General features: G+C 58.2%; 20 protein-coding genes and 5 pseudogenes. 13 read left to right on the plus strand and 12 right to left on the minus strand.

Going from position 1 to position 26,578, the window contains the following annotated elements:
* Positions 1-37: 37 nt before the first annotated feature.
* A pseudogene (locus tag ALO43_RS32105) lies at positions 38-268 on the plus strand (IS66 family transposase); the annotation flags it as partial.
* A gap of 572 nt (positions 269-840) precedes the next feature.
* Positions 841-1,047: pseudogene (locus ALO43_RS28890) on the plus strand (IS3 family transposase); the annotation flags it as partial.
* 87 nt (positions 1,048-1,134) lie between these two features.
* Here ALO43_RS28890 and ALO43_RS31475 read toward each other — a convergent pair.
* The 4 genes and pseudogenes from ALO43_RS31475 to ALO43_RS31845 all read right to left on the minus strand — a co-directional run.
* Positions 1,135-1,334: pseudogene (locus ALO43_RS31475) on the minus strand (diguanylate cyclase); the annotation flags it as partial.
* Positions 1,335-1,438: 104 nt separating this feature from the next.
* On the minus strand, positions 1,439-2,062 hold the full coding sequence (locus ALO43_RS13570) for a BPSL0761 family protein (protein WP_054997664.1): 624 nt from the start codon (positions 2,060-2,062) through the stop codon (positions 1,439-1,441).
* A 5-nt stretch (positions 2,063-2,067) separates the two neighbouring features.
* The gene (locus tag ALO43_RS13575) at positions 2,068-2,829 is read right to left on the minus strand and encodes an SIR2 family NAD-dependent protein deacylase (RefSeq protein ID WP_054997665.1); all 762 of its coding nucleotides are present in this window, start codon (positions 2,827-2,829) and stop codon (positions 2,068-2,070) included.
* A gap of 49 nt (positions 2,830-2,878) precedes the next feature.
* A complete protein-coding gene (locus ALO43_RS31845; RefSeq protein WP_054997677.1) occupies positions 2,879-3,313 on the minus strand; it encodes a hypothetical protein in 435 nt (144 codons plus the stop codon).
* Between the two features lie 381 nt (positions 3,314-3,694).
* On the opposite strand from ALO43_RS31845, the gene ALO43_RS13585 reads away from it, so the two are divergent.
* The gene (locus ALO43_RS13585; RefSeq protein ID WP_054997666.1) at positions 3,695-3,925 is read left to right on the plus strand and encodes a helix-turn-helix domain-containing protein; all 231 of its coding nucleotides are present in this window, start codon (positions 3,695-3,697) and stop codon (positions 3,923-3,925) included.
* A 44-nt stretch (positions 3,926-3,969) separates the two neighbouring features.
* Here ALO43_RS13585 and ALO43_RS13590 read toward each other — a convergent pair.
* Together ALO43_RS13590 and ALO43_RS32110 are read right to left on the minus strand one after the other, a co-directional pair.
* Positions 3,970-4,737 (minus strand): annotated as a pseudogene (locus ALO43_RS13590) (IS3 family transposase); the annotation flags it as partial.
* 6 nt (positions 4,738-4,743) lie between these two features.
* Positions 4,744-4,927, minus strand: a pseudogene (locus tag ALO43_RS32110) (IS256-like element ISPa46 family transposase); the annotation flags it as partial.
* Positions 4,928-5,627: 700 nt separating this feature from the next.
* Between ALO43_RS32110 and ALO43_RS13595 the strand changes: the two are divergent.
* From ALO43_RS13595 to ALO43_RS13610, 4 genes are all read left to right on the plus strand, one after another.
* Complete coding sequence (locus tag ALO43_RS13595; protein ID WP_083492173.1) at positions 5,628-9,464, plus strand: sensor domain-containing protein; 3,837 nt, start codon at positions 5,628-5,630, stop codon at positions 9,462-9,464.
* Positions 9,465-9,620: 156 nt separating this feature from the next.
* The gene (locus ALO43_RS13600; RefSeq protein ID WP_024691299.1) at positions 9,621-10,613 is read left to right on the plus strand and encodes a response regulator transcription factor; all 993 of its coding nucleotides are present in this window, start codon (positions 9,621-9,623) and stop codon (positions 10,611-10,613) included.
* A gap of 93 nt (positions 10,614-10,706) precedes the next feature.
* On the plus strand, positions 10,707-11,642 hold the full coding sequence (locus ALO43_RS13605; RefSeq protein ID WP_042932739.1) for a SphA family protein: 936 nt from the start codon (positions 10,707-10,709) through the stop codon (positions 11,640-11,642).
* 47 nt (positions 11,643-11,689) lie between these two features.
* Positions 11,690-13,141 (plus strand): amidase, encoded by a 1,452-nt coding sequence (locus ALO43_RS13610; protein WP_054997667.1) that lies wholly within the window; start codon positions 11,690-11,692, stop codon positions 13,139-13,141.
* A gap of 88 nt (positions 13,142-13,229) precedes the next feature.
* On the opposite strand, the gene ALO43_RS13615 is transcribed toward ALO43_RS13610, so the two are convergent.
* Positions 13,230-15,974, minus strand: coding sequence for a HopW family type III effector protein (locus tag ALO43_RS13615; protein ID WP_167346613.1), 2,745 nt, complete (start codon positions 15,972-15,974; stop codon positions 13,230-13,232).
* Positions 15,975-16,320: 346 nt separating this feature from the next.
* Between ALO43_RS13615 and glyA the strand changes: the two genes are divergently transcribed.
* Positions 16,321-17,574 carry a serine hydroxymethyltransferase gene (glyA, locus tag ALO43_RS13620; protein ID WP_005894291.1) on the plus strand — a complete coding sequence of 418 codons (1,254 nt, stop codon included), beginning with the start codon at positions 16,321-16,323 and terminating at the stop codon, positions 17,572-17,574.
* A 108-nt stretch (positions 17,575-17,682) separates the two neighbouring features.
* Here glyA and yjiA read toward each other — a convergent pair whose 3' ends face one another.
* The 3 genes from yjiA to ALO43_RS13635 form a co-directional block, all read right to left on the minus strand.
* Positions 17,683-18,660, minus strand: a complete 978-nt coding sequence (yjiA, locus tag ALO43_RS13625; RefSeq protein WP_054997668.1) for a GTPase — start codon at positions 18,658-18,660, stop codon at positions 17,683-17,685.
* 103 nt (positions 18,661-18,763) lie between these two features.
* Entirely contained in the window at positions 18,764-18,961 is a 198-nt protein-coding gene (locus ALO43_RS13630) for a YbdD/YjiX family protein (RefSeq protein WP_002555232.1), read from the minus strand.
* A gap of 27 nt (positions 18,962-18,988) precedes the next feature.
* Complete coding sequence (locus ALO43_RS13635) at positions 18,989-21,064, minus strand: carbon starvation CstA family protein (protein WP_005894294.1); 2,076 nt, start codon at positions 21,062-21,064, stop codon at positions 18,989-18,991.
* Positions 21,065-21,348: 284 nt separating this feature from the next.
* Here ALO43_RS13635 and ALO43_RS13640 point away from each other — a divergent pair, with 284 nt between their 5' ends.
* Positions 21,349-21,723, plus strand: a complete 375-nt coding sequence (locus ALO43_RS13640; protein ID WP_005894295.1) for a PilZ domain-containing protein — start codon at positions 21,349-21,351, stop codon at positions 21,721-21,723.
* 13 nt (positions 21,724-21,736) lie between these two features.
* On the opposite strand, the gene radA is transcribed toward ALO43_RS13640, so the two are convergent.
* Positions 21,737-23,104 carry a DNA repair protein RadA gene (gene radA, locus ALO43_RS13645; protein ID WP_003381736.1) on the minus strand — a complete coding sequence of 456 codons (1,368 nt, stop codon included), beginning with the start codon at positions 23,102-23,104 and terminating at the stop codon, positions 21,737-21,739.
* Between radA and ALO43_RS30130 the strand changes: the two genes are divergently transcribed.
* Both ALO43_RS30130 and mscL read left to right on the plus strand, forming a co-directional pair.
* On the plus strand, positions 23,103-23,285 hold the full coding sequence (locus ALO43_RS30130) for a hypothetical protein (RefSeq protein WP_144106539.1): 183 nt from the start codon (positions 23,103-23,105) through the stop codon (positions 23,283-23,285). The genes radA and ALO43_RS30130 overlap by 2 nt on opposite strands.
* Positions 23,286-23,298: 13 nt before the next feature.
* Positions 23,299-23,745: a large-conductance mechanosensitive channel protein MscL gene (mscL, locus tag ALO43_RS13650; protein WP_005894296.1), complete on the plus strand. Its 447-nt coding sequence runs from the start codon at positions 23,299-23,301 to the stop codon at positions 23,743-23,745.
* Between the two features lie 172 nt (positions 23,746-23,917).
* On the opposite strand, the gene ALO43_RS13655 is transcribed toward mscL, so the two are convergent.
* On the minus strand, positions 23,918-24,694 hold the full coding sequence (locus ALO43_RS13655) for a ferredoxin--NADP reductase (RefSeq protein WP_005894297.1): 777 nt from the start codon (positions 24,692-24,694) through the stop codon (positions 23,918-23,920).
* Between the two features lie 336 nt (positions 24,695-25,030).
* Between ALO43_RS13655 and ALO43_RS28905 the strand changes: the two genes are divergently transcribed.
* On the plus strand, positions 25,031-25,264 hold the full coding sequence (locus tag ALO43_RS28905; protein WP_005894298.1) for a response regulator transcription factor: 234 nt from the start codon (positions 25,031-25,033) through the stop codon (positions 25,262-25,264).
* 128 nt (positions 25,265-25,392) lie between these two features.
* Positions 25,393-26,517 (plus strand): methyltransferase, encoded by a 1,125-nt coding sequence (locus ALO43_RS13665; protein WP_053931548.1) that lies wholly within the window; start codon positions 25,393-25,395, stop codon positions 26,515-26,517.
* The last annotated feature ends 61 nt before the right edge of the window (positions 26,518-26,578 follow it).

The following is a 26,578-nucleotide window of genomic DNA, read 5'->3' on the forward strand; positions in this document are numbered from 1 at the left end:
ACTTCTGTCTACCTAGACGGCTGGCGAGCATAATTTTCTCGCCCACAGCGACCTAGTTCCAGAAGGATCCGTCGTCAGCAGAGCACTCGATTACAGTCTGAAACGCTAGCAGCGCTGTCGCGCCACCTTTATGACAGGGCCATTTGAAGCCGGACAGGAGCAGCAGAGATGATGAGGTTCACCCAGGTATGCCTACCTCAAAGATTTACTGACGCGCTTGCCGACGCAACGAGAGAGTGAGATGGAGGGGCATCTGCCGCACATATGACGTCCGCTCTAGTCACACAAGATGGATTGGTTGGACGATTACAGAGAGGCTGACATTTCTTTGCGACAGACCGATCGCGTATAATTTGCAAGAGGATGAGGAGGGTACAGTTCCCCATCACCTGCAAGCTAACCTCAAACATAAATAGGAAAATTTATAGGCCTACAAATTTCAGCGTCCGGTGATGTCTCCTACAAGGTAGAGGATGATGAATACCGCCTAGATTCAAGCGATCTGACAGAAGGCGAGTGGGTCCTCAACGCACCCGCTCAGTACAAAGAAGACGACGAGGAGTGGAATGTGACCTTGTCCGCTCACACCGATCACGGCACCTTCACTTGGCTTTTGAACGTCACCATTGGCGTGAATGGATCAGATGTTCAAGACGCATGGCGTACGGATCCAGAAGGCGTTTCCGAGGTCGAAGACTGTATGTCGTTCGAACTGCAGCACATCCCTGATGCAGCCACATGGTAGTTAATTTCCAGCGCATACCAAGGCCCGCACCCAGCGGGCTTTTCTTTGTCTGGACGATTGGCATAACTAAGCTAACGATCCGAGGGGTCACTGTATCGCCTGACAACGCGGCTTGTGAAGGCATCTTCGGCCGGCTGAAAACGGAACTGTTCATCCTGGCAATTGGCAGTCAACGAGCATAGAGCCGTTCATTCAGGCCTTGGATTCATGCATTCGCTGGTACAACGAGAAACGTATCAAAATTCCCCGCGGCGCTCTCAGGCCCCATTGAGTATCGTCAGATACTGGGCCACGCGGCATAACCAGTCCAGGTTTTTGTCCGCATCCCCACCGGGTCAGTTTTCGGTCAGCGGCAACACCGCTGGGTCAAAATCGTATCAGCACCAACACCAAGCATTGCTTAAGAGTGTGTTGTAACAAACGCAATGATGGATTTCGTCGAAGACAGCGAACACACGGTAATCGTCCAATAGCTTCCAAAAAGCCTCATCACGGTTTTCCATCCCTGATAGGTGCCTCCAGCGCCGACCGTACCAATCAGCCCAACGAGCCGTCTCGACAACATCTCCAAAAAAGTGCGCAGTAAGCCTCCATGCGTTGCGGGGCCCGATCTTCGAGACGTTGCGGCAGCGGCCAGGGAGCATGCGGATTCCACGCACACTTGGACAGTAAGCATCGCAAGCAAGAGGCTTATCAGAAGATTCCGTGCTCGAGGCGGAAAAGAGTGTCCATGACCAGAGTGAGTTCGTGAACGTTGTTCATCAGCGTGCAGGGCAGCTGCTTATCCAAGCTACGGATGCGACCCTCAAACCAGTCACGGGCTCTTGATGGTGACCCCAACACCACAGTGGCGCGGGAGAGAACCAGCGCTCGAGCTGATGTGAAGCAGCGGTGTTCAATGCTCAAGCAGCCCGTGCCTGCGGGTGCAACCAGCCCCAATATTCGAAAGCTGGCGGCCACCATACTTTCCTCTGTGCGAGGGCTGGGTTGCAGCGCGGTATAGCCAGCCACAACCGGTGGAGCACTCGGGTGAGAAGCATCGTGGATTGTAGGGTCGTAGAAGAAAGGATCAAGAAGAGGCCAGGTCGAAAGTGCGGGATGCAGTGCTCTCGGACTGCCAGAGAGCTTTGAAACTTCATCCTGCCTGATCGCTTCGCATCGCCCAGCCAGTCTTACAGCTTCTGCCGTGGGGTAGTGACGCAGCAACTGCCTGGCTTGCTCGCGGACGTAGTCGGGCAAGGTTTTATCTCGGGAAATCCTCGCCAAAAATCCGCCCGTTTCAATTACGCTGCGTGTCCGCTCATAGGCAGTGGTCATAGTGCTTACTCCCCACTCGGTAGGAGGGCGCACAGTCTCTTGAAGACTTCGGTCGCCTTCCCAATCAGCATGAGTTCATTCTGCGCGCCGGTGCTGACATCCTCCGTGTTGACGTGAATCACCGTCGCACCATACGACAGGGCAGTCCTGGGGATGTCAGCTGCGGGCGTAACGATTCCAGATGTACCCACGGAGATCAGAACGTCGCAGCTCTTCACCGAGGCGATTGCCGACTTCCAAACGTCTGAAGGCAAGTCCTCGCCGTACCAAACTACGCCAGGGCGTAACTTCCCGTTGCACCTGACACACCGTGGCGGTTCGAGCTCGCCACCGATAAGAGAAGTCACCTGCGATGGAGGTACTGCTGCCGTTCGATGGCATGCAAAGCACTTTGGCGCAGAAAGGCTCCCGTGTAGATGCAGTACATCCACGGATCCCGCTCGCTCATGCAAGTCATCGACGTTTTGAGTGATCACGGAGACGTTATACCCCGATTTGGCCAATCGGCTCACCGCGAGATGTGCAGCATTGGGGGTGGCATTAGAGACCTGTTGGCGCCGCCATAGGTACCACCCCCATACCAACGGAGGATTTTCACGAAAGGCCTTGGCTGTTTCCATATTGCGCGGATCGTATGAAGCCCAAATACCGGTCAATGGATCGCCGTACGTGGGGATGCCACTTTCAGCAGAGATTCCCGCACCCGTGAAGACGACGATCTCTAGGGCGTCCGACAAGGCCTTCGCAGCGTTTCTAAATTCAGGCACAGAATATCCTCAGTACTGACCCGGTAAAGACGGACGAATCTGGCAAGCATCATTGACTATTCGACCTAAAAACTGGTGCTGGCTTAAGGTAAAGGGGAGCGTACATCTGGTGAGCTGCGGACTTATGGGCTGGCTCCGACATTCTGGGCTGGTGATTTTCTAGCCGCTTTTTCGAGAACCATACCCGTGATGTTTTCTTCCTGCGAAGGTCTAGATCCCCCATTTTGTAAACGCCTTGCGAGGTGCGATACACCACAGCACTGTCCTCAGTTGCGATGCCTTGGAAACAAGTGATTCGATCTAGATCCTCGAGGCTCCATTTGCCAGAGCGGCTGATCGCTGGTGGACAAAGCATTTGGACATGGCTGATCTCCACATTCGAGGCGGCAGTCATGTAATGCTGAAGCTCATACGCGCAACTGACCATTGCAGCGCGATCACACATCCCGGTCTGAGTGGAGGAGATAGTCAAGAGAAAAACCATGCCCTCCAACTCACAGTGTGTCCTGGTGGAGACAGTCCGTTCTGCAGGGTCAAGTACGTATATCAATTGCTAAGCCACTCCCAATTCAGTCGGCGCCGCATGCATCCACTTTGTGGAAAAACAATGGGTAGCGCAGCACATCGGTGATACGAAGACTCATGTCATCCAGACGCTTGGCGTAAGCATCCCGCAATTCACGAGTCGTGAATCGTGTACGCCTTTCCTCCTGAAGCAGCTCATACAGACGCCTGTCAAAGATGGAACGAGGCTGATTTCATTGAGGTACCAAAGGAGTGGATTTCCAAAAATACGGATTATAGTCCGTGGCTCGTGTGTCCGCAAACGCAGGATAGTCCCGCCTCAAGTGGAATTGAGACGGTCATGGACAAGTTGGCGAAAGCGTTAGGGAGACGCATCCGAACGCAGAGGAAAACCTGCCAGATTTCTCAGGATGCACTGGCGCTGGCCTGCAATATCGACCGCAGCTATATGGGCCGGATCGAGCGTGGCGAAGTAAATATTACAGTCGAGAAGCTTTATCGCATCGCAGGTGTGCTTGCATGCGACCCATCCGGCCTACTGCCTCAGGTGTCAGAGCTGCATCCCGCCTGATCGACCATGGCGCTTAAACAGGTTTGAAGTTACTAGTGTAGTGGTCAACTGATCCCGGACACTGAATTGAGTTTTTCCTCAGCGACCGCAGGCGCTAGCCCTTCGTTGAACTTATACGGTCGCCGCCAGTTGTATCGCTCCATCAGGAACCGGCCGATATCCTGTTGCGCTAGCGCAGCGCTCATGTAGCCCACTGTCGGTATCCATTCACTTTTTAGGCTGCGAAATAGTCGTTCCATCGGCGCATTATCATGGCACTTGCCGCGACGACTCATGCTCTGTGTGAAGCGGTATCGCCACAGTCTCTGACGGAAACCCCGGCTGCCATATTGGCTGCCCTAGTGGCTGTAAAACAATACGTTTTGCGGCCTGCCACGCTGCTCGTACGCCATGTCCAATGCCTTGATTACCAAGTCGGCGTCGGGCGTGGATGAGAACGCCCAACCTACAACACGACGGGCACAAAGGTCGATGACAGCCGCCAGATAGTGCCATCGGCCTTCAGCCCAGACGTACGTAATGTCACCGCACCAGACCTTGTTCGGGGATGTAATATTGAACTCTCGATCAAGCACGTTCGGGATATCAGGCCGCTCCACGGTAGCCTTTTTGTAGGCATGGGAGCCCGGCTGTTTGCTGATCAAGTTCATCTCGCGCATCAACCTACGTACCTTGAATCGCCCGATCTGCATGCCGTCCTCTTTCATCATCAGCATGATGCTCCGGCTGCCCGCATCGCTTCGGCTTTGCGTAAGCAGCTCGATCACGCGGCTGCGCAAAACCACCCGTTCGGCATTCGGATACCGACGTTTCCGGCAGCGGGGGTTGCCAGCTGGGTTGCTGATAGGTTGATGCTTGCCATGGCCTAGATGGTAGGTCAGTCGCGCATCCAGTGCGCGCTCGGCCAGTATCTTGGTCAATTTTGATCAGTTGGTTGAGGATGCCGTCAGCATCGACCAGGTTTTCAGACTCCTGATAGTTAGCCAAGAGCTGACTCAGCATCTCCTCAGTGATGAAGTGTTACGCCTTGCTCATGGTGTCTGCAGTTCGTAGCGACAGTGTCGCTCATCAGCCGGTGACACAAAAAATCGGACGTCTCATGCCTTGACAAGAAGCGATCATAGGAACACTTACAAAAAAGTTAAGTTTTGGAGTCTAGATTTGACCCAAAATCAGCAAAAGCTAACCAATATCTCCTCCCTGACACAGGTTTGAGAAGAAAAAGATGCTGGACAGGCTCGAAAGCTAGTGGCCATGAGGGACCGACTGCAGATCGTAAAACACGACTAAAAGTTAATAAGGCAGATAACCGTATTGAGCCATGGAATGAAAACCTAGCGTCTGTGATGAAGACCGATTTGGGCAACGAGCTTAAAGCTCCGGTCGAAAAAAGCTTTATTTGTCCTTGAGACTTGCCGCCTGACCGTTCCGCGCCTTGAATCAGACAAGGCATAAACAGATTGGGGCAGTGCAGGCAATTATAAAGCCGGGTCGATAGTGCAAAAAGTGGGGTCACTCATGCAGGAGTCTGCGGGTAACGCGCGTTGCGCAAAGCTACCGGAATGCAGGCCGCAGGGCAAACAATCCGCCCCCAAAAGGCTGGCACTCTGCCATAACTAAGGGCATGCTAGCCGCCCCTCGGGCAACCGACCTGTTTACTATAAAGCACCACCGCGTCAGTCCAGCAATCAGGAACAAAGATTTGCCCACTACAGCACCTTCGCCGTCACCCAATGTCGCTCCGGAAAGTACGACCAGGCCTCTGCGTGGGTCAGTGAAAGGTGCGCTGGCAGCGTTGGTGCTGGTAATGCTGGCGCTGTTGCTGTGGCAGTTGATCGAGCAGTTCCATCAGACGCAGGAGCGTCAGCGTCAACGCAGTCTGGACTACAGCGTCCAGCTCTCTGACCGATTGAGCCTGAACATGGCGCTCAAGGCGCAGATCGCCATGAACCTGCTGGACGAGGCCCAGGCTTCCGGGGAACTGCCGGGGCAGTCGGCAACGCTGGCGCACCTGCGTACAGCCCTGCCCGCGCTGCGCAGCTTCGCCCGTCTGAACATGAGCGGAGCCGTCGTCAGTGACAGCGCCGAAGCGTCCCGGGACGGAGAATTTCTCAAACAGGCGATGAAACAGGCGCTCGGTCGGCCCTACTTCTATACCAGCACTGACGACAGCACACAGGTTTACGCGCTGATTCGCCAGGGTAGCGACGCCAACGGCTACTACTGGGTATTGCGCATGGCCCCGGAAGCCCTGAAGGATCTGGCAAGCCAGCCAGGTCAGAACTTTCAGTACGCCTGGCGCCTGGAGCAGCGCAAGACCCAAAGGGTGATTCTGCGCGAGCCACTGCCTTCCAACGAGGCAGACAGCGGCCTGTCCGAAACTGTTCTGCTGCAACCGCTCAGCAACAGTGACTGGCAACTGCGGGGCATGTTCGATGCCTACAAGGCCCGCAACGATCTGCTGACGCCATTGATAGGTAAATGCCTGATCGGCCTGCTGCTGTCGATTCTGCCGCTGATCGCACTGATCAGCCTGCGCAGGCGTCAGCGCCAGATGATGCAAAGCCGTCGCCGTTACCGAGACATCTTCGAAGGCGCAGGTGTCGCGATCTGTGTGATGGACATGTCCGGCCTTCAGGAGCAACTCGAGGCGCTTCAGGTCAGCACTGGCGAAGACTTCGAGGTTCTGCTCAAAAGTCAGCCTGCGTCGCTGAAACGGCTGTTACAGCAGTTGCGCATCAATGAAGTCAATGAAGTGGCTCTGGGCCTGCTGGAAATAGAGAGCAGCGAACAGGCCTGGCAGCAGTTGATCGAAGGCGAACCGCGTTTCCGCCGCGGCATCGGCGTCCAGGTGATTCATGCTGTACTCGCCAGACAATCGCGGCTGGAGCTGGAAATCTGCCTGCCCCGCGCCAGCGGCGAGGATCAGCATCTCTGGCTGGTCATGCGCCTGCCCGAAGCTCGCAGTGACTTCGATGCAGTAATTCTCAGTATCGGCGACATCACCAGCCGCAAACAGGTAGAGCTGTCGCTGCAGGATCGCGAAAGCTTCTGGTCCGATGTGGTCCGGACCGTGCCGGATCACCTGTACGTTCAGGACGTACTCAGCCAACGCATGATCTACAGCAACCATCATTTTGGCCACACGCTGGGGTACAGCGCGCTGGAACTGCGCGCCATGGGCGAGTTTTTCTGGGAGGTACTGTTACATCCGGAGGACGCCAAAAGCTATCAGGACATGCGACTGCGTCAACGCCATCATGGGCATAACGAGCTGCTGCAAAGCGTATTGCGCTTTCGCGATAGCCAGAACAACTGGCGTAGTTTCGATGTGCGCGAGCAGGCATTGGCCTGGGACGCAGAGCATCGGGTCACGCGCATCATCGGCATTGCCAAGGACATCACCGAGCAGGTGGCATCCAGCCAGTCGCTGCGTGACAGCGAACAGCGCTATCGCATGCTCGCCGAAAGCATCAGCGACGTGATCTTTTCCACAGATGGCCTGCTGGACATCAACTACGTGAGCCCTTCCGTAGAACGTGCGCTGGGCTACAGCGCCGACTGGATTGTCCAGAATGGCTGGTCGGCAGTACTGGCCAACCGTCAGCAACTGGCTGGCTTCGACGCCCTGATGAGCAGGATCGGCAAGGTACTCAAAAAACCTCGGGAACTGGCCAGGCTGCGTGATGAAGTGACCACCCGGATGTTTGTGTTCGACTGCCTGCGCGCCGACGGTCGCAAGATCCCGGTGGAGCTGCGCGTCGTGCTGGTATGGGATGAGCACGGTCACTTCGAGGGTATCTTCGGCGTCGGCAGGGACATCAGCCAACAGCGCCGCGCCGAGAAAGACCTGCGCATGGCCGCCACGGTATTCGAACATTCGACATCGGCAATCCTCATCACCGACCCGGCGGGCTATATCGTCCAGGCCAACGAAGCCTTCACCCGCGTCAGCGGCTATGAGGTGGCTCAGGTACTCGATCAGTTGCCCGGCATGCTCACTGTAGAGACCGAGCAGGAAGCGCAAATGCGCCATATCCTCAAGCAGTTGGACGGTCGCGGCACCTGGGAGGGTGAGATCCGGCTGAAAAGACGTAACGGTGAACATTATCCGGCATGGGTCGGTATAACGGCCGTTGTCGATGATGAAGGCGACCTGGCGAGTTACGTGTGTTTTTTCAGTGATATCAGCGAACGCAAGGCCAGTGAGGACCGTATCCATCGTCTGGCCTATTACGATGCACTGACCCATCTGCCCAATCGCACGCTCTTTCAGGACCGGCTGCATTCAGCGCTGCAGCAGGCCGAACGCCAGAAGGCGTGGGTGGTGCTGATGTTCCTCGACCTTGACCGTTTCAAGCCGATCAATGATTCCCTGGGCCACGCCGCAGGCGACCGGATGCTTCAGGAAATGGCCACCCGTCTGCTTGCCTGTGTAGACATTGATGACACCGTCGCACGCATGGGCGGCGATGAGTTCACGTTGCTGCTGCAACCGGCAATCACTCGCGAAGCTGCGCTGAACCGCGCCATTCATGTTGCAGAGCGGATCCTGACCAGCCTGGTGACTCCGTTTGTGCTTGAAGGCCGGGAGTTTTTCGTGACCGCGAGTATCGGCATCGCGCTCAGCCCACAGGACGGCAATGAGCTGAGCCAACTGATGAAGAACGCCGACACGGCGATGTACCACGCCAAAGAGTGCGGCAAGAACAACTTCCAGTTCTATCAGGCGGACATGAACGCGACGGCGCTTGAACGCCTGGAACTGGAAAGCGATCTGCGTCACGCGCTGGAACAACAGGAATTCACCCTTTATTACCAGCCGCAGTTCAGTGGCGATGGCAAACGTCTGACCGGCGCAGAAGCTTTGCTGCGCTGGCGTCATCCACGCCGCGGGCTGGTCCCGCCGAACGACTTCATCCCGGTGCTCGAAGAGCTCGGGCTGGTCGTCGAAGTCGGCGACTGGGTACTCGCTGAGGCCTGTCGGCAGCTCAAGCACTGGCATCAGGCCCGGGTGCGAGTCCCCAAAGTGTCAGTCAACATCTCGGCGCGACAGTTTTCGGACGGCCAGCTCGGCAAGCGTATTGCCGGCATTCTGGAGCAGACGGGGCTGTCACCCGCCTGCCTGGAGCTGGAGTTGACCGAGAGCATCCTGATGCGCGAAGTCGAGGAAGCGATGCACATCCTTGATGGCCTGAAAAACCTCGGGTTGAGCATCGCTGTGGACGATTTCGGCACAGGCTATTCATCACTGAATTACCTCAAGCAGTTCCCGATCGACGTTCTGAAGATCGACCGCACCTTCGTGGACGGCCTGCCGTCAGGCGAGCAGGACGCCCAGATCGCCCGCGCCATTATTGCAATGGCCCACAGCCTCAACCTCTCGGTCATCGCCGAGGGCGTGGAAACCCACGAGCAACTGGAATTCCTGCGCCAGCACGGCTGCGACGAAGTTCAGGGCTACCTCTTCGGCCGCCCGATGCCTCCCGGCCAGTTCGAAGCGCAATTTAGCAATGACGCGTTGTTCATGCTCGATTAGCAGGCTGTCTTGCCAGGCGCCCGTTCGAATAATCCCGCCACCATCGTACATTTGAACGATAGCCGAAACCCTGAATATGGGTAGACTTGAGTCACTGCCTCGCACAGCGTTCACGTGCGATTGCTCTACCCATAACAATGAACACAAGGGGGTAGCATGGTCGACGAGATAACATCCCTGAACAGTGTTTCCTGTCAGGTCATAGACGCCTTGAACACGGTGATTCTTGAACTACAGACCGGGGTTCGCAGCGCATCGATCTCAACGTTTCACCAGCAGGCGCTTGCGCAGGTAAACACCCTGGTGTCATTCGACAAGGCCTGGTGGGGCCGATCTGCCTGGCGTGACAACTGGCCTGTCGAGCACAGTTCTTTTTTGCTGGGCCTGTCTTCCGATTACCCGACCGAGTGGGAGAAACTCAAGACCGAAGATGCCAGCCTTGGCAAAATGCACATGAACCGGGGCATCTGTGAGGTCATTCACTGTGTTGCACCAGACGCACCTGCAGCGCTTGCCGGACTCGGCCGCCGTTACGATCTATCGTTCGCACTGGGCATTGTGCTGACAGACCCTCACACACAACTGGGCGTCCATTTGACGCTGTTCCGCTCGGAAGGCGGTGAGCCCTTTTCGCCCCTGGAAAAACGCTTGGTCGAGTGGTTGATGCCGCATCTGATAGCCGCCGAACAGGCAAGTTATCTCAGAACACTCGTCACCCTGAGGGAAACTCAAGGGGCCTGCGACGAGACGGCGATGGCCGTAAGCGATCGTTACGGCGTGCTGCTTTCGATGGAGCCTGCGTTTTCTTCGATGCTGAACCCGGAATGGCCTGACAGGCCGTCCAATCGTCTGCCAGGACAGGTCTGCCCTGAAAAAGGCTACCTGAGCCAGAACCTTCAGATCACCGCCCAACCCATAGACGACCTTGTACTGCTGACGGCTCGCCGACGCAGCACCCTGGAACTGTTGAGCCAGCGAGAACTTCAGGTCGCACAAGGCTTTGCGGTCGGACAAACCTACAAGGAAGTCGCCCGCACGATCGGTGTTTCTCCCTGCACCGTCCGCCATCACCTGAGAAAGATATACAACAAGCTGGGTGTCACCCGTAAAGCGCAGATCACTCAGTTACTGCATTTGACTGACGGCTGACGTCAGGCACTTAACCCCCGTCGAAATGTTCAATAACGGCCACCCTGCCAGGGAGGCACGTGTTCGCCCATAAAAATAACAAGGCGCATTCCAATGTCATTAAAAAAGCGGATCCTTACAGCGTCAGGACTTGTCATTCTGATCTTTGCACTGGCGCCCGGAACCTACGCTACCGAGAACGCAGCCCCCACCACAGCGGCGGGGGTGTTCGACTTCGGGTCAGGGTTCATGCCACCGTCGACACCCAATGGCACCGTCGGAATGCGCGTCAGCAACTACCGGGCGAACGTCATCACCGACAGCAAAGGCAATAACAGCGGTAACGATTTCCATATCAACGTTCTGGCAATCGGCCTGGCTTACTTGCGCATGACCGGGCAAACGTTTCTGGGCGCCCGCTATGGCTTCGCTGCAGTGCCCGTGTTTTTCAAGATGGATGCAGACCTGGGCGTGAACGCCGGAGGTCAACGCGTCTTCAGCGACAGCGCATCGGTCTTTCGTCCCGCAGACCTGCAAGTGGTGCCGATTATTCTGGAATGGACGCCTGGCCCGGGCCTCGGTATCAATACCCAACTGATGATTCAGGCCCCTACCGGAGACTATGACAAGAACCGTCTGGTCAGCCCCGGAACCAACCACTGGACGCTCTCCCCCTTGCTGAATGCGACCTACATTTCACCCGGCGGATTTGAGGTTTCTTCCAGTTTTCAGATCGATATCAACGCGCGAAACCCCGACACCGACTACCGCAGCGGCGTCGAATATCGCCACGAGTTCGCGGTGGGTCAACACGTTGGCGACTGGACCCTGGGCATCGGCGGTTACTACTACAGACAACTCTCGGATGACGACGCGCCAGGACTGACTCGGGGCAACCGCGCCCGCGTAATCGCCGCAGGTCCCGCCGTGAGTTACTTCAAACCCGGTAGCGGTCTGCCTCCTGTGTGGCTGCACGCCTACAAGGAGTTCGATGCCCGCAATCGGGCCGAGGGCTACACCGTCGCGCTGCGCACCGGCATCAGTTTTTAAGTGGCGTACTCATCACGACCACCTGCTTTAACTCCTGGAGGCAATCAATGAAAGACCTGCACGAATTATTCAATACCCTGGATGGACGTGGCCTGGCAGCGCTGGTACGCAAAGGCGAAGTGAGCCCGAGTGAACTGCTGGAAACCGCAATCGCGCGGGTCGAACAGGTAGAACCCAGCCTGAATGCGGTCTGCGAAAAGCTCTATGAACAGGCGCGCGGTCAGGCGACCGAAAATAGCGTTCGACAGGGCGTTATGGCAGGGGTCCCTACCCTCGTGAAAGACATGTTCACCCCTATGGCAGGTGCGCGGATGACCTGTGGCTCACGCGCATTGGGCGATTTCCGCTCGGACATCGACTGCGAAATCGTCAGCCGGCTGCGTCGCGCAGGATGCCAACTTATCGGGACCACCACTGCACCTGAGTTCGGCGTCTCTTACAGCACCGAATCGCAACGTTTCGGGGCGACCCGTAACCCGTGGAATCTGGATTACAGCGCGGGCGGCTCCAGCGGTGGTGCCGCAGCGCTGGTGGCAGCACGCGCCATCCCCTTCGCGCATGGCAACGACGGTGGCGGCTCCCTTCGCGTGCCGGCCTCCTGCTGCGGCGTATTCGGCTTCAAACCATCGCGTGGCCTGTTGCCTTCAGGCCCTATGGTCGGTGAAGGTTGGGCAGGACTGGGAACGGCGCATGCAATTACCCTGTCGGTAGGCGACAGCGCCGCCCTGCTCGATGCCACCGCAGGAATTGATTCAGGTGCTCCCTATGCGGCGCCCATGCCGCCAACCGCCTTCTCGCGGGCAGTAGAACGCGAACCCAAACGGCTGAAAATCGCCTTGATCTCGACCCTTTCGCCTTGGCATGCAGAACCGGAGGCTCTGGCTGCACTGCAGCACACCGCGGCCTTGCTGGAGTCGCTCGGCCATTACGTTGTGCCAACGACACTGCCGGTCAGGCTGCCTGAATTCCTCGATGCGACGTTCGACATCATCGGCTCCCACACCCAGGGCTACCTTGAGCTGCTCGGAAAAATGCGCGGTTTCCCGGTTGCCATGGACGAACTGGAGCCCCGCACCCGCGTCATTCTGCGCGAGCGTGGCCAACTGCCTGCGACACGCTACATTTCGGCAGTCGAATCAATGCATGCACTGGGCCGGGCCATGGCCGGTTTCTTCGAGGATTACGATATCGTCCTCACCCCGACGCTCAACCGCGCACCACCCCGACTCGGAGAACTGGCGTTCGACGACGACAGCCGTTCGCTGCAGGACTTCATTGCCCTTTCACACAGCTATTCGCCTTACACGGCGCTGTTCAATGCGACAGGGCAACCGGCCATGTCCGTGCCTCTTTACTGGACAGCCGATTCGCTACCTCTGGGTTCTCACTTCGTAGCCCGGTTTGGCGACGAACTGACCTTGTTGAGCCTTGCAGCTCAACTGGAACGCGCCCAACCGTGGGCAGCACGCAGGCCTCCTTGCAGTGCGAAGGAGGATTGATACGAAGGGATTGATAAGGAGGGATTATTGCCGGAGGCCAGGCGGGACTGCAGCCTGGGTCGCAGGCTGCAGTCTTCAGGCTAAGAACTTATGGCTCGCCAGCCGTTTCCTGTACAGGCTCCGGATGCGCCCCGGTCATGTACCGGTAGCGGTCATAGAGGCTCGCCACTACTTGCCCACCGGCAACCCTGCCGGGAATTGCAGCCTGCAGAGAGCTGACCGCCCCCCCAAGACGCGAGGTGCCGACGTAATTGCCAGCCCAGGACGCTGCCGCCTTGCCAGCCTGGTGCGCCGCCTTGCCCTTGTCAGTCAGGTAGCTCAACCCCTTGCCGGCTGCGGCGCCTGCCACTTCGCCGACCATACCGGGCAGCGTGAGGTTGGCTGCGGTCAGCACTGCGGCGCCCGAGGCGTAGCCTTTCAAACCCTTGTCGAGGAAATTCCAGGCTTTGTTGACGCCCAAAAACCCCGTCATCACCAGGTTAAGCCCGACGATTTCCTTGAAGACCTGAACCGCCTTTTGCATATCGACTTCGGGATTCATGGCCAGTTTGAGCATCTCCGACACGCACCAGGCGCCGTCCGCCGCATAATCGGCTTTACCGACCATGCTTTTCATCAACATCACCAGCGCCGCACCGATACTCGCAGTGAGAGCAACCAGACCCAGCTTGGTGTAGAAATCAGGGTCCTCCTTGCGCTCGCTCGCAGACAGTTCCAGCCCTGCACGCATGGCATCGGCGACTTCGAATGTAGCCCGGAACTCGCTGCTCTTGGAGCCGAGATACGTCAGGCTTGAATTCATGATGTCGGTGATGCTTTTGTCCTGCTTGTAAACCTCGGTCGCCACTTTCATCTGCTGAGCGAAATGCTCGCTGACGTCGAAGTGCTTGACCACGGCAAGGTGATCTTCTTCCGAGATGTTCGCGTCCCCGGTGTCTTGCTTTGACAGCTTGCTCTTCACCATCTTGAAAGCGGCTGCAATCGACTCGCGGTTGAACACGCCCAGCGTGGCCGCGCCGGACGCGACAGCCGTTGCGATACCGAAGCCGACCTGATCCAGCAGGTGTTCGTTTTTGGCGAAAGTGGGCTGCGCCACGATGGCGTTGGACAGCAACGTGACGAAGTAGCGGTTGAGGCCGTGATCGACGTTGGTCCGCGCGTTGGTCAGCTCGTTCATCATCAGGCCGGCCATGAACACGGCGTTCTTGGTGTAGTGTGCAACCAGCGATGAGCTGTAGGAGTTGTCATTGCTGACGAACGCCACGGCCAGAGGCAAGGGGGCCAGCGCGAGCAGCATCGCCGGGCTTGCGCCAACGCGGCTGATCAACGAGGCGCCATTCTTGAGCGTGCCCAGTTCGGCATTCATGCTTTTATTGAGGCTGAGCAACTCCTCACGCACGTGGGATGGCAGCCCCGAGCGCTGCAATACCTCAGGCAACTTTTCGTTGTGAGCGCGCCAGGCGTCGAGTTGTCCCTGCGCGTTGGCCTGAACGATTGCGCCAAGCATGTCGTGCTCTGCCTCGGTCAGCGCAGACGATGGTTTTTCCAACAGCGGCTTCAACACGTCGGATGTCGTGGTACTCGCCTTCGGTAACTCATCGAGTTCGGCCAGTTGTTCCTCGGTCAACACCAGCGTGCCTGCGGCCAGCGCCAGCCGCAGTTTTTCATCGAACCCCATGCCGCGCTGGGCCTCGATGTTTTCTTCAGAGGCGACAGGCAATGGTGTTTCGCTGACGATGTTGCGCTGCTCCTGAGTGAGGTGGAGCACATGCCTGTTCAGAAAGGCATGCATCTGATCGGGCGACAGGTGCGGCGCCGGGGTGCGCATCAGGGCCAGCAAGCCCTTGTCATCCATCGGCGCCAACGCCCCGTAGGCATCGAACTTGCGCACCAGATTGCCGCCGGCCATAAGCAGTGCCTGGCTTCGCGTCAGCCTTGGCTCGGCGGGCTCGACAGGCTCCTCACCGTGCACTGATGCCTCTTCGGGTTCACTCGAGATTTCCTGCAACTGCGGCAAAAGATCGTGTGCGCGTAATTGCTGCAGCAGCTCCCCGGCCACCTCCGCCAACTCCTGCAGCGCGTTGCGGGCAGACACGTCCGGGCAGTTTTCTGTCAGTGCCTGCAAGGCGCCAGGCAATCCCTCAAGGCTTTTGAGCGTATCGGCATGCGAGCGCAACAGACCGACGGTTTCTGCGGATTGATGCTGAAGGTTGTTAATCAACTCAAGCGCACGATGTTTGGTCGTCTGAACGAAACTGCTGAACAGCGCGTACGACAAGGCATTGGTGGGCTTTGCGGCCAGAGACTCGGGTTCCAGATGGGCCAGCGCCAGCAGATCCGGGACCGCTAGCGCCAAGGCAGGCGTCCGGGTGGTCAAACAGGCGAGAGACTGATGCAGCCGCGCCGCGCTTAGCCCTTCAAGGGCCTGGGCCAGCGACGCGTGGGATGCGCTGGACCCGGGCTTATCGAACAGAAGTTTAGTGCAATGATCAAGCACATTTTTCAGCGCTGGCTGCTGATCTTCGCTTGCCAGCTGATGCCAGCCCTGCTCAGTCATGGCGACCTCCGCGAGGTCCTGCCCGAGCTGGGCAACATCGGGCCAGGACGGGTGTGTCTTGCCCAGTTCACGCTGGAGATTAGACAACAGGCGCACAGGGTCCTGCACCGGCACAGCGGAAGTGCGACCAAATGCCACGGCCAGCTCGCCGGAGGCGACAAAGGCCGTGGTACGAGCCTGTTGCGGGGTTTGCTCACAGCTGCTGGCGGCATCGGAGGACGCCGGGGCGGCGTCCGGTAATGAGGAATGAGAGGAGCGCGTGATCTGAGAGGGCATCATGGGCGTTTTCCCTGTGGTTAGTGGGTACAAGCAATTGACCGACTAAGTGGCATCCGACCCGCAACGGTTCCCGGCAGCCAAGGAAGAGTCGACGCATGGCCACTGAAATTTAGAGTGAATGTGCCGGGATCAAGCCAGGGATGACGCCATCGAACCGGGCAATCTCATGCGGGTGAGCCCCGCCCAGAGCAGGGCTTGCGCCTGCACAGTGGCAATGATTTCACGCCTTGCAGAGCGCAGCGTGAACGCTGTCACTGGTCAAGATGACTGCCTTTCATATGCCAGATAAAACCCGATGGGGTAGAATAGTCGCCTTTTCCGCCATGCCCCTTTGAGGACTGCCATGTTCAGCCGTGATTTGACTATCGCCAAGTACGACGCCGATCTGTTTGCCGCCATGGAGCAAGAAGCTCTGCGTCAGGAAGAACACATCGAGCTGATTGCCTCGGAAAACTACACCAGTCCGGCCGTCATGGAAGCTCAAGGCTCGGTCCTGACCAACAAGTACGCTGAAGGCTACCCAGGCAAGCGTTACTACGGCGGCTGCGAGTACGTCGACGTTATCGAGCAACTGGCCATCGACCGCGCCAAGGAGCTGTTCGGCGCCGATTACGCCAACGTTCAGCCACACGCAGGCTCGCAGGCCAACTCGGCTGTCTACCTGGCCCTGCTGCAAGGCGGCGACACCATTCTCGGCATGAGCCTGGCCCACGGTGGTCACTTGACCCACGGCGCCAGCGTTTCGTCCTCGGGCAAGCTGTACAACGCCGTCCAGTACGGCATCGATGCCAACGGCATGATCGACTACGACGAAGTCGAGCGCCTGGCTGTTGAACACAAGCCGAAAATGATCGTCGCCGGTTTCTCTGCCTACTCGCAGATCCTCGACTTCCCGCGCTTCCGCGCCATCGCCGACAAGGTCGGTGCCTACCTGTTCGTCGACATGGCTCACGTTGCCGGTCTGGTCGCAGCAGGCGTCTACCCGAACCCGGTGCCATTCGCAGACGTCGTGACCACTACCACGCACAAGACCCTGCGCGGTCCACGTGGCGGCCTGATTCTGGCTCGCGCCAACGCCGACATCGAGAAGAAGCTGAATTCAGCTGTATTCCCTGGCTCGCAGGGCGGCCCGCTGGAGCACGTCATCGCGGCCAAGGCGATCTGCTTCAAGGAAGCGCTGCAACCCGAGTTCAAGGCTTACCAGCAACAAGTGGTCAAGAATGCCAAGGCGATGGCCGGTGTCTTCATCGAGCGCGGCTTCGACGTGGTGTCCGGCGGGACTGAAAACCACCTGTTCCTGCTGTCGCTGATCAAGCAGGACATCTCCGGTAAAGACGCAGACGCCGCCCTGGGTCGCGCCTTCATCACCGTGAACAAGAACTCCGTGCCAAACGACCCACGCTCCCCGTTCGTCACCTCCGGCCTGCGCTTCGGTACCCCGGCAGTGACCACTCGTGGCTTCAAGGAAACAGAGTGCAAGGAACTGGCTGGCTGGATCTGCGACATCTTGGCAGACCTGAACAACGAAGCAGTGATCGACGCTGTCCGTGAAAAGGTCAAGGCCATCTGCGCGAAGTTGCCGGTCTACGGCGCTTGATAGACTTCGTCTAGACGCAACACCGAAAAGCCCCGGTTCGTGAGAACCGGGGCTTTTTGTTGGGTGGCTCACTAGCGGAGGCAGCTACTCAGATCATAGCCAAATACCTTATGCACAAACCCTCTCGAACCCCGCTCGAATCTTCTCCTCCGGCAACTCATCGGCAATAAACACGATTACGCTCTCGCGCTGCTCGCCTTCAGCCCACTCGGTATCCCAGTCAAAGCCGTACAGTTTCAGCACTCCCTGAAACACCATTTTGCGCGGTTCGCCTTCGATGTTGAGCACGCCTTTGTAGCGCAACAACTGCTTGCCGTGGTCTTCCAGCAGTTCGTTCATGAACTCACTGAGACGGTCCAGGTTCAGGGGTTTGTCGCTGCGCAGGACCAGGCTGGTGATGCGGTCGCCGGAGTTGCCGACCGGGGCCAGTGGTCGCAAGACCATGCCGCCGCCGAGGTCGGCGTTGAGGTTGAAGCCACGCACGTCGAGCAGTTCGGCGAGGTCGATCTTGCCGTGGTCGACGATGCGTATCGGGGCGCGGCGGTTGATGCGCGCAAGACGCGCGCTGAGGGCATCGAAGGCTGCGTCGTCTACGAGGTCACGCTTACTGACCAACAGACGGTCGGCAAAGCCGATCTGTGCCTGGGCGATGGTTTGCGCCAGATGGGTATCTGCGTGGGCAGCGTCCACCAGGGTAATGATGCCGTCGAGGATATAACGCTCGCGCAGCTCTTCGTCGATGAAAAACGTCTGGGCGACCGGTGCCGGATCGGCCAGCCCGGTGCATTCGATCACCAACCGATCGAAAGCGATTTCGCCACTGTCCAGGCGCTCCAGCAGCAGATACAGCGCTTTGGTCAGGTCGGTGTGAATGGTGCAGCACACGCAGCCGTTGGACAGGGTCATGATCTGCACCGGGTCGGTGCCGAGCAACTGGCTGTCGATACCGGCATCGCTGAATTCGTTTTCGATTACCGCAATCTTCAGGCCGTGCTCGGCCTTGAGCAGATGGCGCAGCAAGGTGGTTTTGCCTGCGCCCAGAAAACCGGTCAGCACGGTCACGGGGATGGGTTGCAACTCAGTCATAAGGCTCCTGGCGTGATGCATTCAGCTGGAATGAAAACGCGCCACAGGTGATGGCCTGTGGCGCGTCGGGTCAGACAATAACGCAGATCAGCATATCAGCATATCAGCAGCACTTCGGCCCGCCCTTGCCGCCGTAACGTGCCTCTTGCCGCTCCCGAAAGAACTGCTCGTAGGTCATCATCGGCTTGTCCGGGTGGGTGTTCTGCATGTGCTCGACATACGTATCGTAGTCAGGCATGCCCACCATCAGGCGCGCGGCCTGACCGAGGTATTTGCCGAGGCGACTCAGGTCATTGAACATGGGCAAATCCTCTGTGGGTGAACATCATCACACCTGCGGCGCTGGCGGCATGGCCTGATAAGGAGCTTCCTTGTCGGAGCGCTCCTTGGTCGTCCAGGCCGCACGGCCTACTTTGATGGCATAGAACAGAATGCTGAACACCACAAACAGGAACAGCATGGTCAGCCCAGCGTTGGTGTAGGCGTTGAAGATCACATGCTGCATCTGGTCCATGGTCTTCGCCGGAGCCAGAATCTGACCGGCATCCGCAGCGGCGCTGTACTTCTTGGCCAGGGCCAGGAAGCCGACCGCTGGGTTGGCGTCGAACAGTTTGATCAGGCCAGCCGTCACGGTGCAGATCAGCAGCCAGACAGCAGGCAACATGGTGACCCAGACGTAGCGCTGACGCTTCATCTTGATCAGCACGACGCTGGCGAGCATCAGCGCGATACCGGCGAGCATCTGGTTGGAGATACCAAACAGCGGCCACAGGGTGTTGATGCCACCCAGCGGGTCGATCACGCCCTGATACAGCAGATACCCCCACAGGGCGACGCAACCACCTGTACCGATGGCGTTGGCGGTCCAGGATTCGGTGCGTTTCAGGGCTGGCACGAAGCTGCCCAGAAGGTCCTGCAGCATGAAGCGTCCGGCCCGTGTGCCGGCGTCGACAGCGGTGAGGATGAACAGCGCTTCAAACAGGATCGCGAAGTGGTACCAGAACGCCATGGTGTTCTCGCCCGGCAATACCTGATGGAGAATCTGCGCGATACCGACCGCCAGGGTAGGCGCACCACCGGCGCGGGCCAGAATGGTGTTTTCGCCGATGTCTTTGGCGACCGCTGTCAGTTGTTCGGGCGTGATGGCGAAGCCCCAGCTGGAAACCGTCTGCGCGACCGTCACCACATCGCTGCCAACCACGGCAGCCGGGCTGTTCATCGCAAAATAGACACCTGGTTCGATGACCGAAGCGGCGACCATCGCCATGATCGCCACGAATGACTCCATCAGCATGCCGCCGTAGCCGATGTAACGGGCATTCTTTTCGTTATCCAGCAGCTTGGGCGTGGTACCCGAAGAGATCAGCGCGTGGAAACCCGACACCGCGCCGCAGGCGATGGTGATGAACAGGAACGGGAACAGCGCGCCTTTCCAGACCGGGCCGGTGCCATCGGTGAACTGGGTCAGGGCCGGCATTTTCAGCTCGGGGGCCAGAATCAGGATACCGATTGCCAAGGCCAGAATTGTGCCGATCTTGAGGAAGGTCGACAGGTAGTCACGTGGCGCCAGCAGCAGCCAGACCGGCAGCATGGCTGCGACGAAACCGTAGCCCACCAGCATCCAGGTGATCTGTATGCCGGTGAAGGTGAACATCGGCCCCCAGGTCGGATCAGCCGCTACCGCACCGCCGACCCAGATCGAACCCAGCAGCAGAATGACACCGACAATAGAGATTTCTCCAATGCGTCCCGGACGGATGTAGCGCATGTAAATGCCCATGAACATTGCAATCGGAATCGTCGCCATGACCGTGAACATGCCCCAAGGGCTTTCGGCCAGCGCCTTGACCACAATCAGCGCCAGCACCGCAAGGATGATGATCATGATCAGGAAGCAGCCGAACAAGGCGATGGTACCGGGAATGCGGCCCATTTCCTCGCGAACCATGTCGCCCAGCGAGCGACCGTCGCGGCGCGTGGACAGGAACAGAATCATGAAATCCTGCACCGCTCCTGCCAGCACCACACCGGCGATCAGCCAGAGCGTACCGGGCAGATAGCCCATTTGCGCGGCCAGCACCGGCCCGACCAGCGGCCCCGCGCCAGCGATGGCGGCAAAGTGGTGACCAAACAGGATATGTTTGTTGGTCGGCACGTAGTCCAGACCATCGTTATTGACCACCGCCGGCGTGGCACGCAGCGGATCGAGCTGCATGACGTGCGTGGCGATGAAAAGACTGTAGTAACGATAAGCAACCAGATAGATAGCCACCGCAGCAACCACTATCCACAAGGCATTGATCGCCTCTCCGCGACGCAAGGCCACGACCCCAAGAGCACATGCTCCGACAATTGCAACGATGAGCCAGGGAACGTGGCGCATCAGGCTATTATTATTTTTCATTTTTTATTCCAGCAGAGTTGACTAGAAGGCAAGCAGTGCGAGTTTAGCGTCGGATCCACGAAAGACCACCCCCAACCAAGGTCTAGGTCGAAAAATGATCAATTGCGGCAGATACCCGGCATAGAGGGCTGGAATGGCCTCAAGAGATGGTGGCCGGATCACAAAACGGCAAGGAGGAACTGTTCTGCCATTGCTTTCCGGTCTATCGTGCAGAGACGAAAGAATTGCTCGGAAAACAACCTGCCCGCTGACTGGTTTCAACGGGCGACAAGAGAGTTAACCCGATGACCGACTCACCCGAAGATCGCCGTCGTTTCAAACGCATTGCCTTTGATGCCAAGACCGATCTGAAGCAAGGCGACAAAAGCTGGAAAGTGAAACTGGTCGACCTGTCCCTCAAAGGGTTGCTGATCGAACGGCCTGATCCTTGGAACGGTGATCCGACGCAACCCTTTGAAGTCGACATCATTCTAAGCAACGATGCCCACGTGAAAATGGATGCCGAAGTCACCCATGACAACAACCGGCAACTGGGGTTTGTTTGCCGGCATATAGGGCTGGAGTCGATCAGCTACCTGAGGCGGCTGGTCGAATTGAACCTCGGCGACCCCGAGGAACTCGATCGGGAACTGGCGGCCTTGATCGAGTTGTACGAATAACCCCAAGGGAGGGTTACTCGAACAGCGCATCCAAAGCCTGTTCCAGGCGCGTGACAGCAATGATTTGCAAGCCGGGAGGTGCTTCTTTCGGCGCATTGCCTTTCGGCACGATGGCCCGTTTGAAACCGTGCTTGGCGGCCTCCTTGAGGCGCTCCTGACCACTGGGCACGGGCCTGACCTCACCCGACAACCCCACTTCGCCAAACACCAGCAGGTCATGCGGCAGAGGCCTATTGCGCAGGCTGGACATGACCGCGGCCATCAAGGCCAGGTCTGATGCGGTCTCGAGCACCTTCACGCCCCCCACCACGTTGAGGAACACGTCCTGATCGTGGGTCGGAATGCCGCCATGCCGGTGCAATACGGCCAATAGCATCGCCAGACGGTTTTGATCGAGCCCCAGTGTCACCCGGCGCGGATTGGACATGTGGCTGTCATCCACCAGTGCCTGGACTTCCACCAGCATGGGTCGCGTACCTTCCCACGTAGCCATGACCACGCTGCCCGGTACTTCTTCCTGAGCACGGGTCAGGAAAATCGCCGACGGATTGGAGACTTCCTTCAAGCCCTTGTCGGTCATGCCGAACACGCCCAGCTCGTTCACGGCACCGAAGCGATTCTTCACGGCCCGCAACAGGCGCAGACGGCCGTCCGACTCGCCTTCGAAATACAACACGGTGTCGACCATGTGCTCCAGCACGCGTGGACCGGCCAGCGCGCCTTCCTTGGTGACGTGACCCACCAGAAAGATCGCGGTGCCGCTTTGTTTGGCGTAGCGCACCAGCAAGGCAGCGCTTTCACGAACCTGCGATACGCCACCCGGTGCGGATTGCAACTGTTCGGTAAAGATCGTCTGGATCGAGTCGATCACCATCACTTTCGGCTTTTCGACCTTGGCTGTGGCAATGATCGTCTCGATGCAGGTTTCGGTCATGACGCGCAGTTTGTCCTGCGGCAGGCCCAGACGGCGGGCGCGCATGGCCACTTGCTGTTGGGATTCCTCACCAGTGACATACAGGGCAGGCATGCGTTGCGCAATGTTGCACAGTGTCTGAAGCAGAATGGTTGATTTACCGATGCCAGGATCACCGCCGATCAACACCACCGAGCCGTCTACCAGACCGCCACCGAGCACGCGATCCAGCTCGGCGGAGTTGGTGGAGAAACGCGGGATCTCTTCGACGCTGACTTCCGCCAGGGTTCTGATCTGCGCCTGCGAACCGGTCCAGCCCGTGCGTCCACTGGGGGGCGCAGCGGCACCACTCTCAATCATGGTTTCGACCAGTGTGTTCCAGGCGCCGCAATCAGCGCACTGGCCCGCCCACTTGGGAAACGTCGCGCCACACTCGGTGCAGCCGTACAAGCGTTTGGCCTTGGCCATGACAACCCCAGTCGTGAAAAACGCCCATCATAGCGCAGGTTTCGGTACCCGCTACTCGCTCGGCGAAGCACAGGTTTCAAAACCGGATAAAACTTACGCAGGCGGCTCCGGTCGATTAAACGTGGTTCAAGCGGCAACACTACGGCTGGGCTACACTCTTCTGGATCAATTTTATCTGTAACAAGGAATTACCCATGAGCGTACTTAGCGAGTTCAAGGCCTTTGCGGTCAAAGGTAACGTGGTCGATATGGCCGTCGGTATCATCATTGGCGCGGCATTCGGCAAGATCGTTTCGTCGTTCGTCGGCGATGTCATCATGCCGCCGTTAGGCCTGTTGATCGGCGGTGTGGACTTCAGTGACCTGGCCGTCACCCTGCGTCCAGCACAGGGCACAGCGCCCGCAGTACTGCTGGCGTATGGCAAGTTCATCCAGACCATCATCGACTTCATCATTGTCGCGTTCGCGATCTTCATGGGCGTCAAGGCGATCAATCGCCTGAAACGCGAAGAAGCCAAGGCGCCTACCCTGCCGCCAACGCCTTCCAGGCAGGAAGTTCTGCTGAGCGAGATTCGCGACCTGCTGAAGGAACAGAACAAGCCGGCAGAACCCGTCACCGTGGACCCTGCACGCCCACTCTGATTGTGGGTTTGAAACACGAGCTTGTGTTTGTGGGGCGTGGGAGTATCAGAAGGTTACGATAGCTGCGATGGGCTGCGAAGCGGCCCTGAAGCAGCTTGCTGCCGGTTCCCGGCATATCGCGGACGAGTCCGCTCCTACGATCCTTGGGGATTGTGGACGAGCGAAGCGTCGTCTACCAATACGTCTCGACTGCCACCTGCCCTGGCTTGCGTGACAGGCTCAGGCGCATGTCGCGCTGTTTGAGAATCGCTCGTGTGTCATCGATCATCTGCGGATTACCACATAACATTACCCGCGAATGCTCTGGCGTGAGGGCAATTCCGGCGGCGCGCTCCAGTTCTCCGTTGTCGATCAGTTGCGTGATGCGTCCATTCAATGCGCCCGGATGCTGCTCGCGGGTTACCGTGGGCAGAAACAGAAACTTGTCCGCGTACTCAGCCAGATACTCACGCTGCATCAGCTCGGCAATCAGCTGCTGATAGGCCAGCTCGCGGGACTCGCGCACGCTGTAGACAAGGATCACCCGCTCGAACTTCTCCCAGACTTCGAAATCCTGAAGGATCGACAGAAAAGGCGCGACGCCTGTGCCTGTAGACAACAGCCACAGGTCACGGCCATCAACAAATCGATCCAGCGTCAGGTAACCAAATGCCTGCTTTTCCACCATCAGGGTGTCGCCTTCGCGCAGGCGGTTCAGCTCGCTGGTGAACTCGCCGTCGGGCACCACGATGGAGAAGAACTCCAGAAACTCGTCGTAGGGTGAAGACACCATCGAATAGGCACGCCACACGGTCGTGCCATCGGCCTTGGTCACGCCAAGCCGCGCAAACTGGCCGGCACGAAAGCGAAAACCCGGATCGCGTGTAGCGCGCAGGGTGAACAGGTTCTCGGTCAGCGGCGTGACACGCTGCAGTGTCTGTCGGGTGAACTTGTCATCACTGACGGTCATGGTGCGCTTTGAACTCCTGAATATGGAAAGCAGAACCCAGTGTCCCGCAAAGCCGTCGCGATAAACACCGGCTGTTTGTGATGATTTACCTCGAAACCGACCTGTCGGCTTAGAGCATTTGGTTCTCGAAGACTGCCTGAGCTGGCTGAACGGCTGCGCGACAAATTACCTGAACCGCTCTTGCACAAGGGTTACAGGGTAAAGACATATTTCGCGGTGCCAAGTGCCATCAGTCCATCCGTCAGCGCGCCTGCGCAGTCGGCGGGTTGCCGGTGATTTGTTCCTAGACTGGATAAGCGAACAGCAAGGTCTGGATACACACCGCAAGGAGGCTTCATGAACACCATGGAAATCAATTTTCTACAGCCCTCGCCAGCAAAGAACCTGACACAGAGAGAAATCGAAGTCCTCAAGTGGTCCGCAGAAGGGAAAACAGCTGGTGCCATTGCAATCATTCTTTGCCTGAAGGAGCGCACCATTCACTTTCACATCGCCAGTGCCATCCAAAAGATGGGCGTGTGCAACAAGACCGCCGCTGCTGTACGTGCTGCGATGAGCGGCATGTTCTGACAAAAACCGCCGTTGTTCAGCAATAGGCAGATATCTGTCGGAAAACTACGTAAAATCCCGGGTATCGGCGAGTCTGCCTGTCACAGGACTCGCTGATATACCTTCGATTGCACAGAGTTCTCCCGCCAATGCCCCTGCTCATCAGTCCCTTCGCTGAACTTGATCTCATCCGCCAGCCAGAGCAACAGGATGAGCCGCTGCAGGCATTCGATGCCGCTGACGAATACCTGCTCAGCCACGTTGCAGAGACCGGGCTGAGCCTTCAAAGCCGGGTGCTGGTGCTCAACGACAGCTTCGGCGCCCTTGCGGCGAGCCTCGCCCGCCACGCGACAGTGTCAAGCAGTACCGATTCGTACCTGGCGGCGCAAGGGCTGGAAAAGAACCTGGCACGCAACGGCATGGCCTATGACGCGGTGCCTCTGATACCAGCCAGCGAGCCACTGAACGGCCCGTTCGACTGGGTGCTCATCCGCGTCCCCAAGACCCTTGCCCTGCTGGAAGAGCAACTGATACGACTGCAAGGCCAACTGGCACCCGGCGCGCGGGTGATCGCTGCGGCGATGGTCAAGCATTTGCCGCGCTCGGCCGGAGACTTGCTGGAAGAGTATGTGGGGCCGGTGCAAGCCTCGCTGGCGGTGAAAAAAGCCCGATTGCTATTTGTGACACCGCAGGCGCAGGAGGTGCAAGCCTCGCCTTACCCGACACGTTACCGGCTGGATGAACCGGCCATCGAACTGATCAACCACGCCAATGTGTTCTGTCGCGAGGGTCTGGATATCGGCACTCGGGCCTTTTTGCCTCATTTGCCGAAGAACCTGGGCAGCTCGCGGGTTGCAGACCTGGGTTGCGGCAACGGGGTGCTGGCCATCGCCAGTGCGCTGGACAATCCCGATGCGCACTACACGCTGGTGGACGAGTCATACATGGCTGTGCAATCGGCTGCAGAAAACTGGCGGGCACAGTTGGGCGAGCGAGAAGCCGTCATCCGTGCAGGCGACGGGCTGGACGGCCAGGAACCTGACTCTCTGGATGTGGTGCTGTGCAATCCGCCGTTTCATCAGCAGCAGGTGGTAGGGGATTTCCTCGCCTGGCGCATGTTCCTCCAGGCGCGCGAGGCGTTGGTAACAGGTGGCGCACTGTATATCGTCGGTAATCGACATCTGGGTTATCACACCAAGCTGTCGCGCCTGTTCAGGGGTGTCGAGCAGGTTGCATCCACACCCAAGTTCGTCATCCTCAAGGCACGCAAGTAAGCCGCAGCACGCAAAAAAAGACCCTCTTGCCACACGAGCGGTGACAGAGGGTCGTAAACGT

The sequence above is a fragment of the Pseudomonas tremae genome (assembly GCF_001401155.1).
In the GTDB taxonomy this organism is placed as follows: Bacteria; Pseudomonadota; Gammaproteobacteria; order Pseudomonadales; family Pseudomonadaceae; genus Aquipseudomonas; species Aquipseudomonas tremae.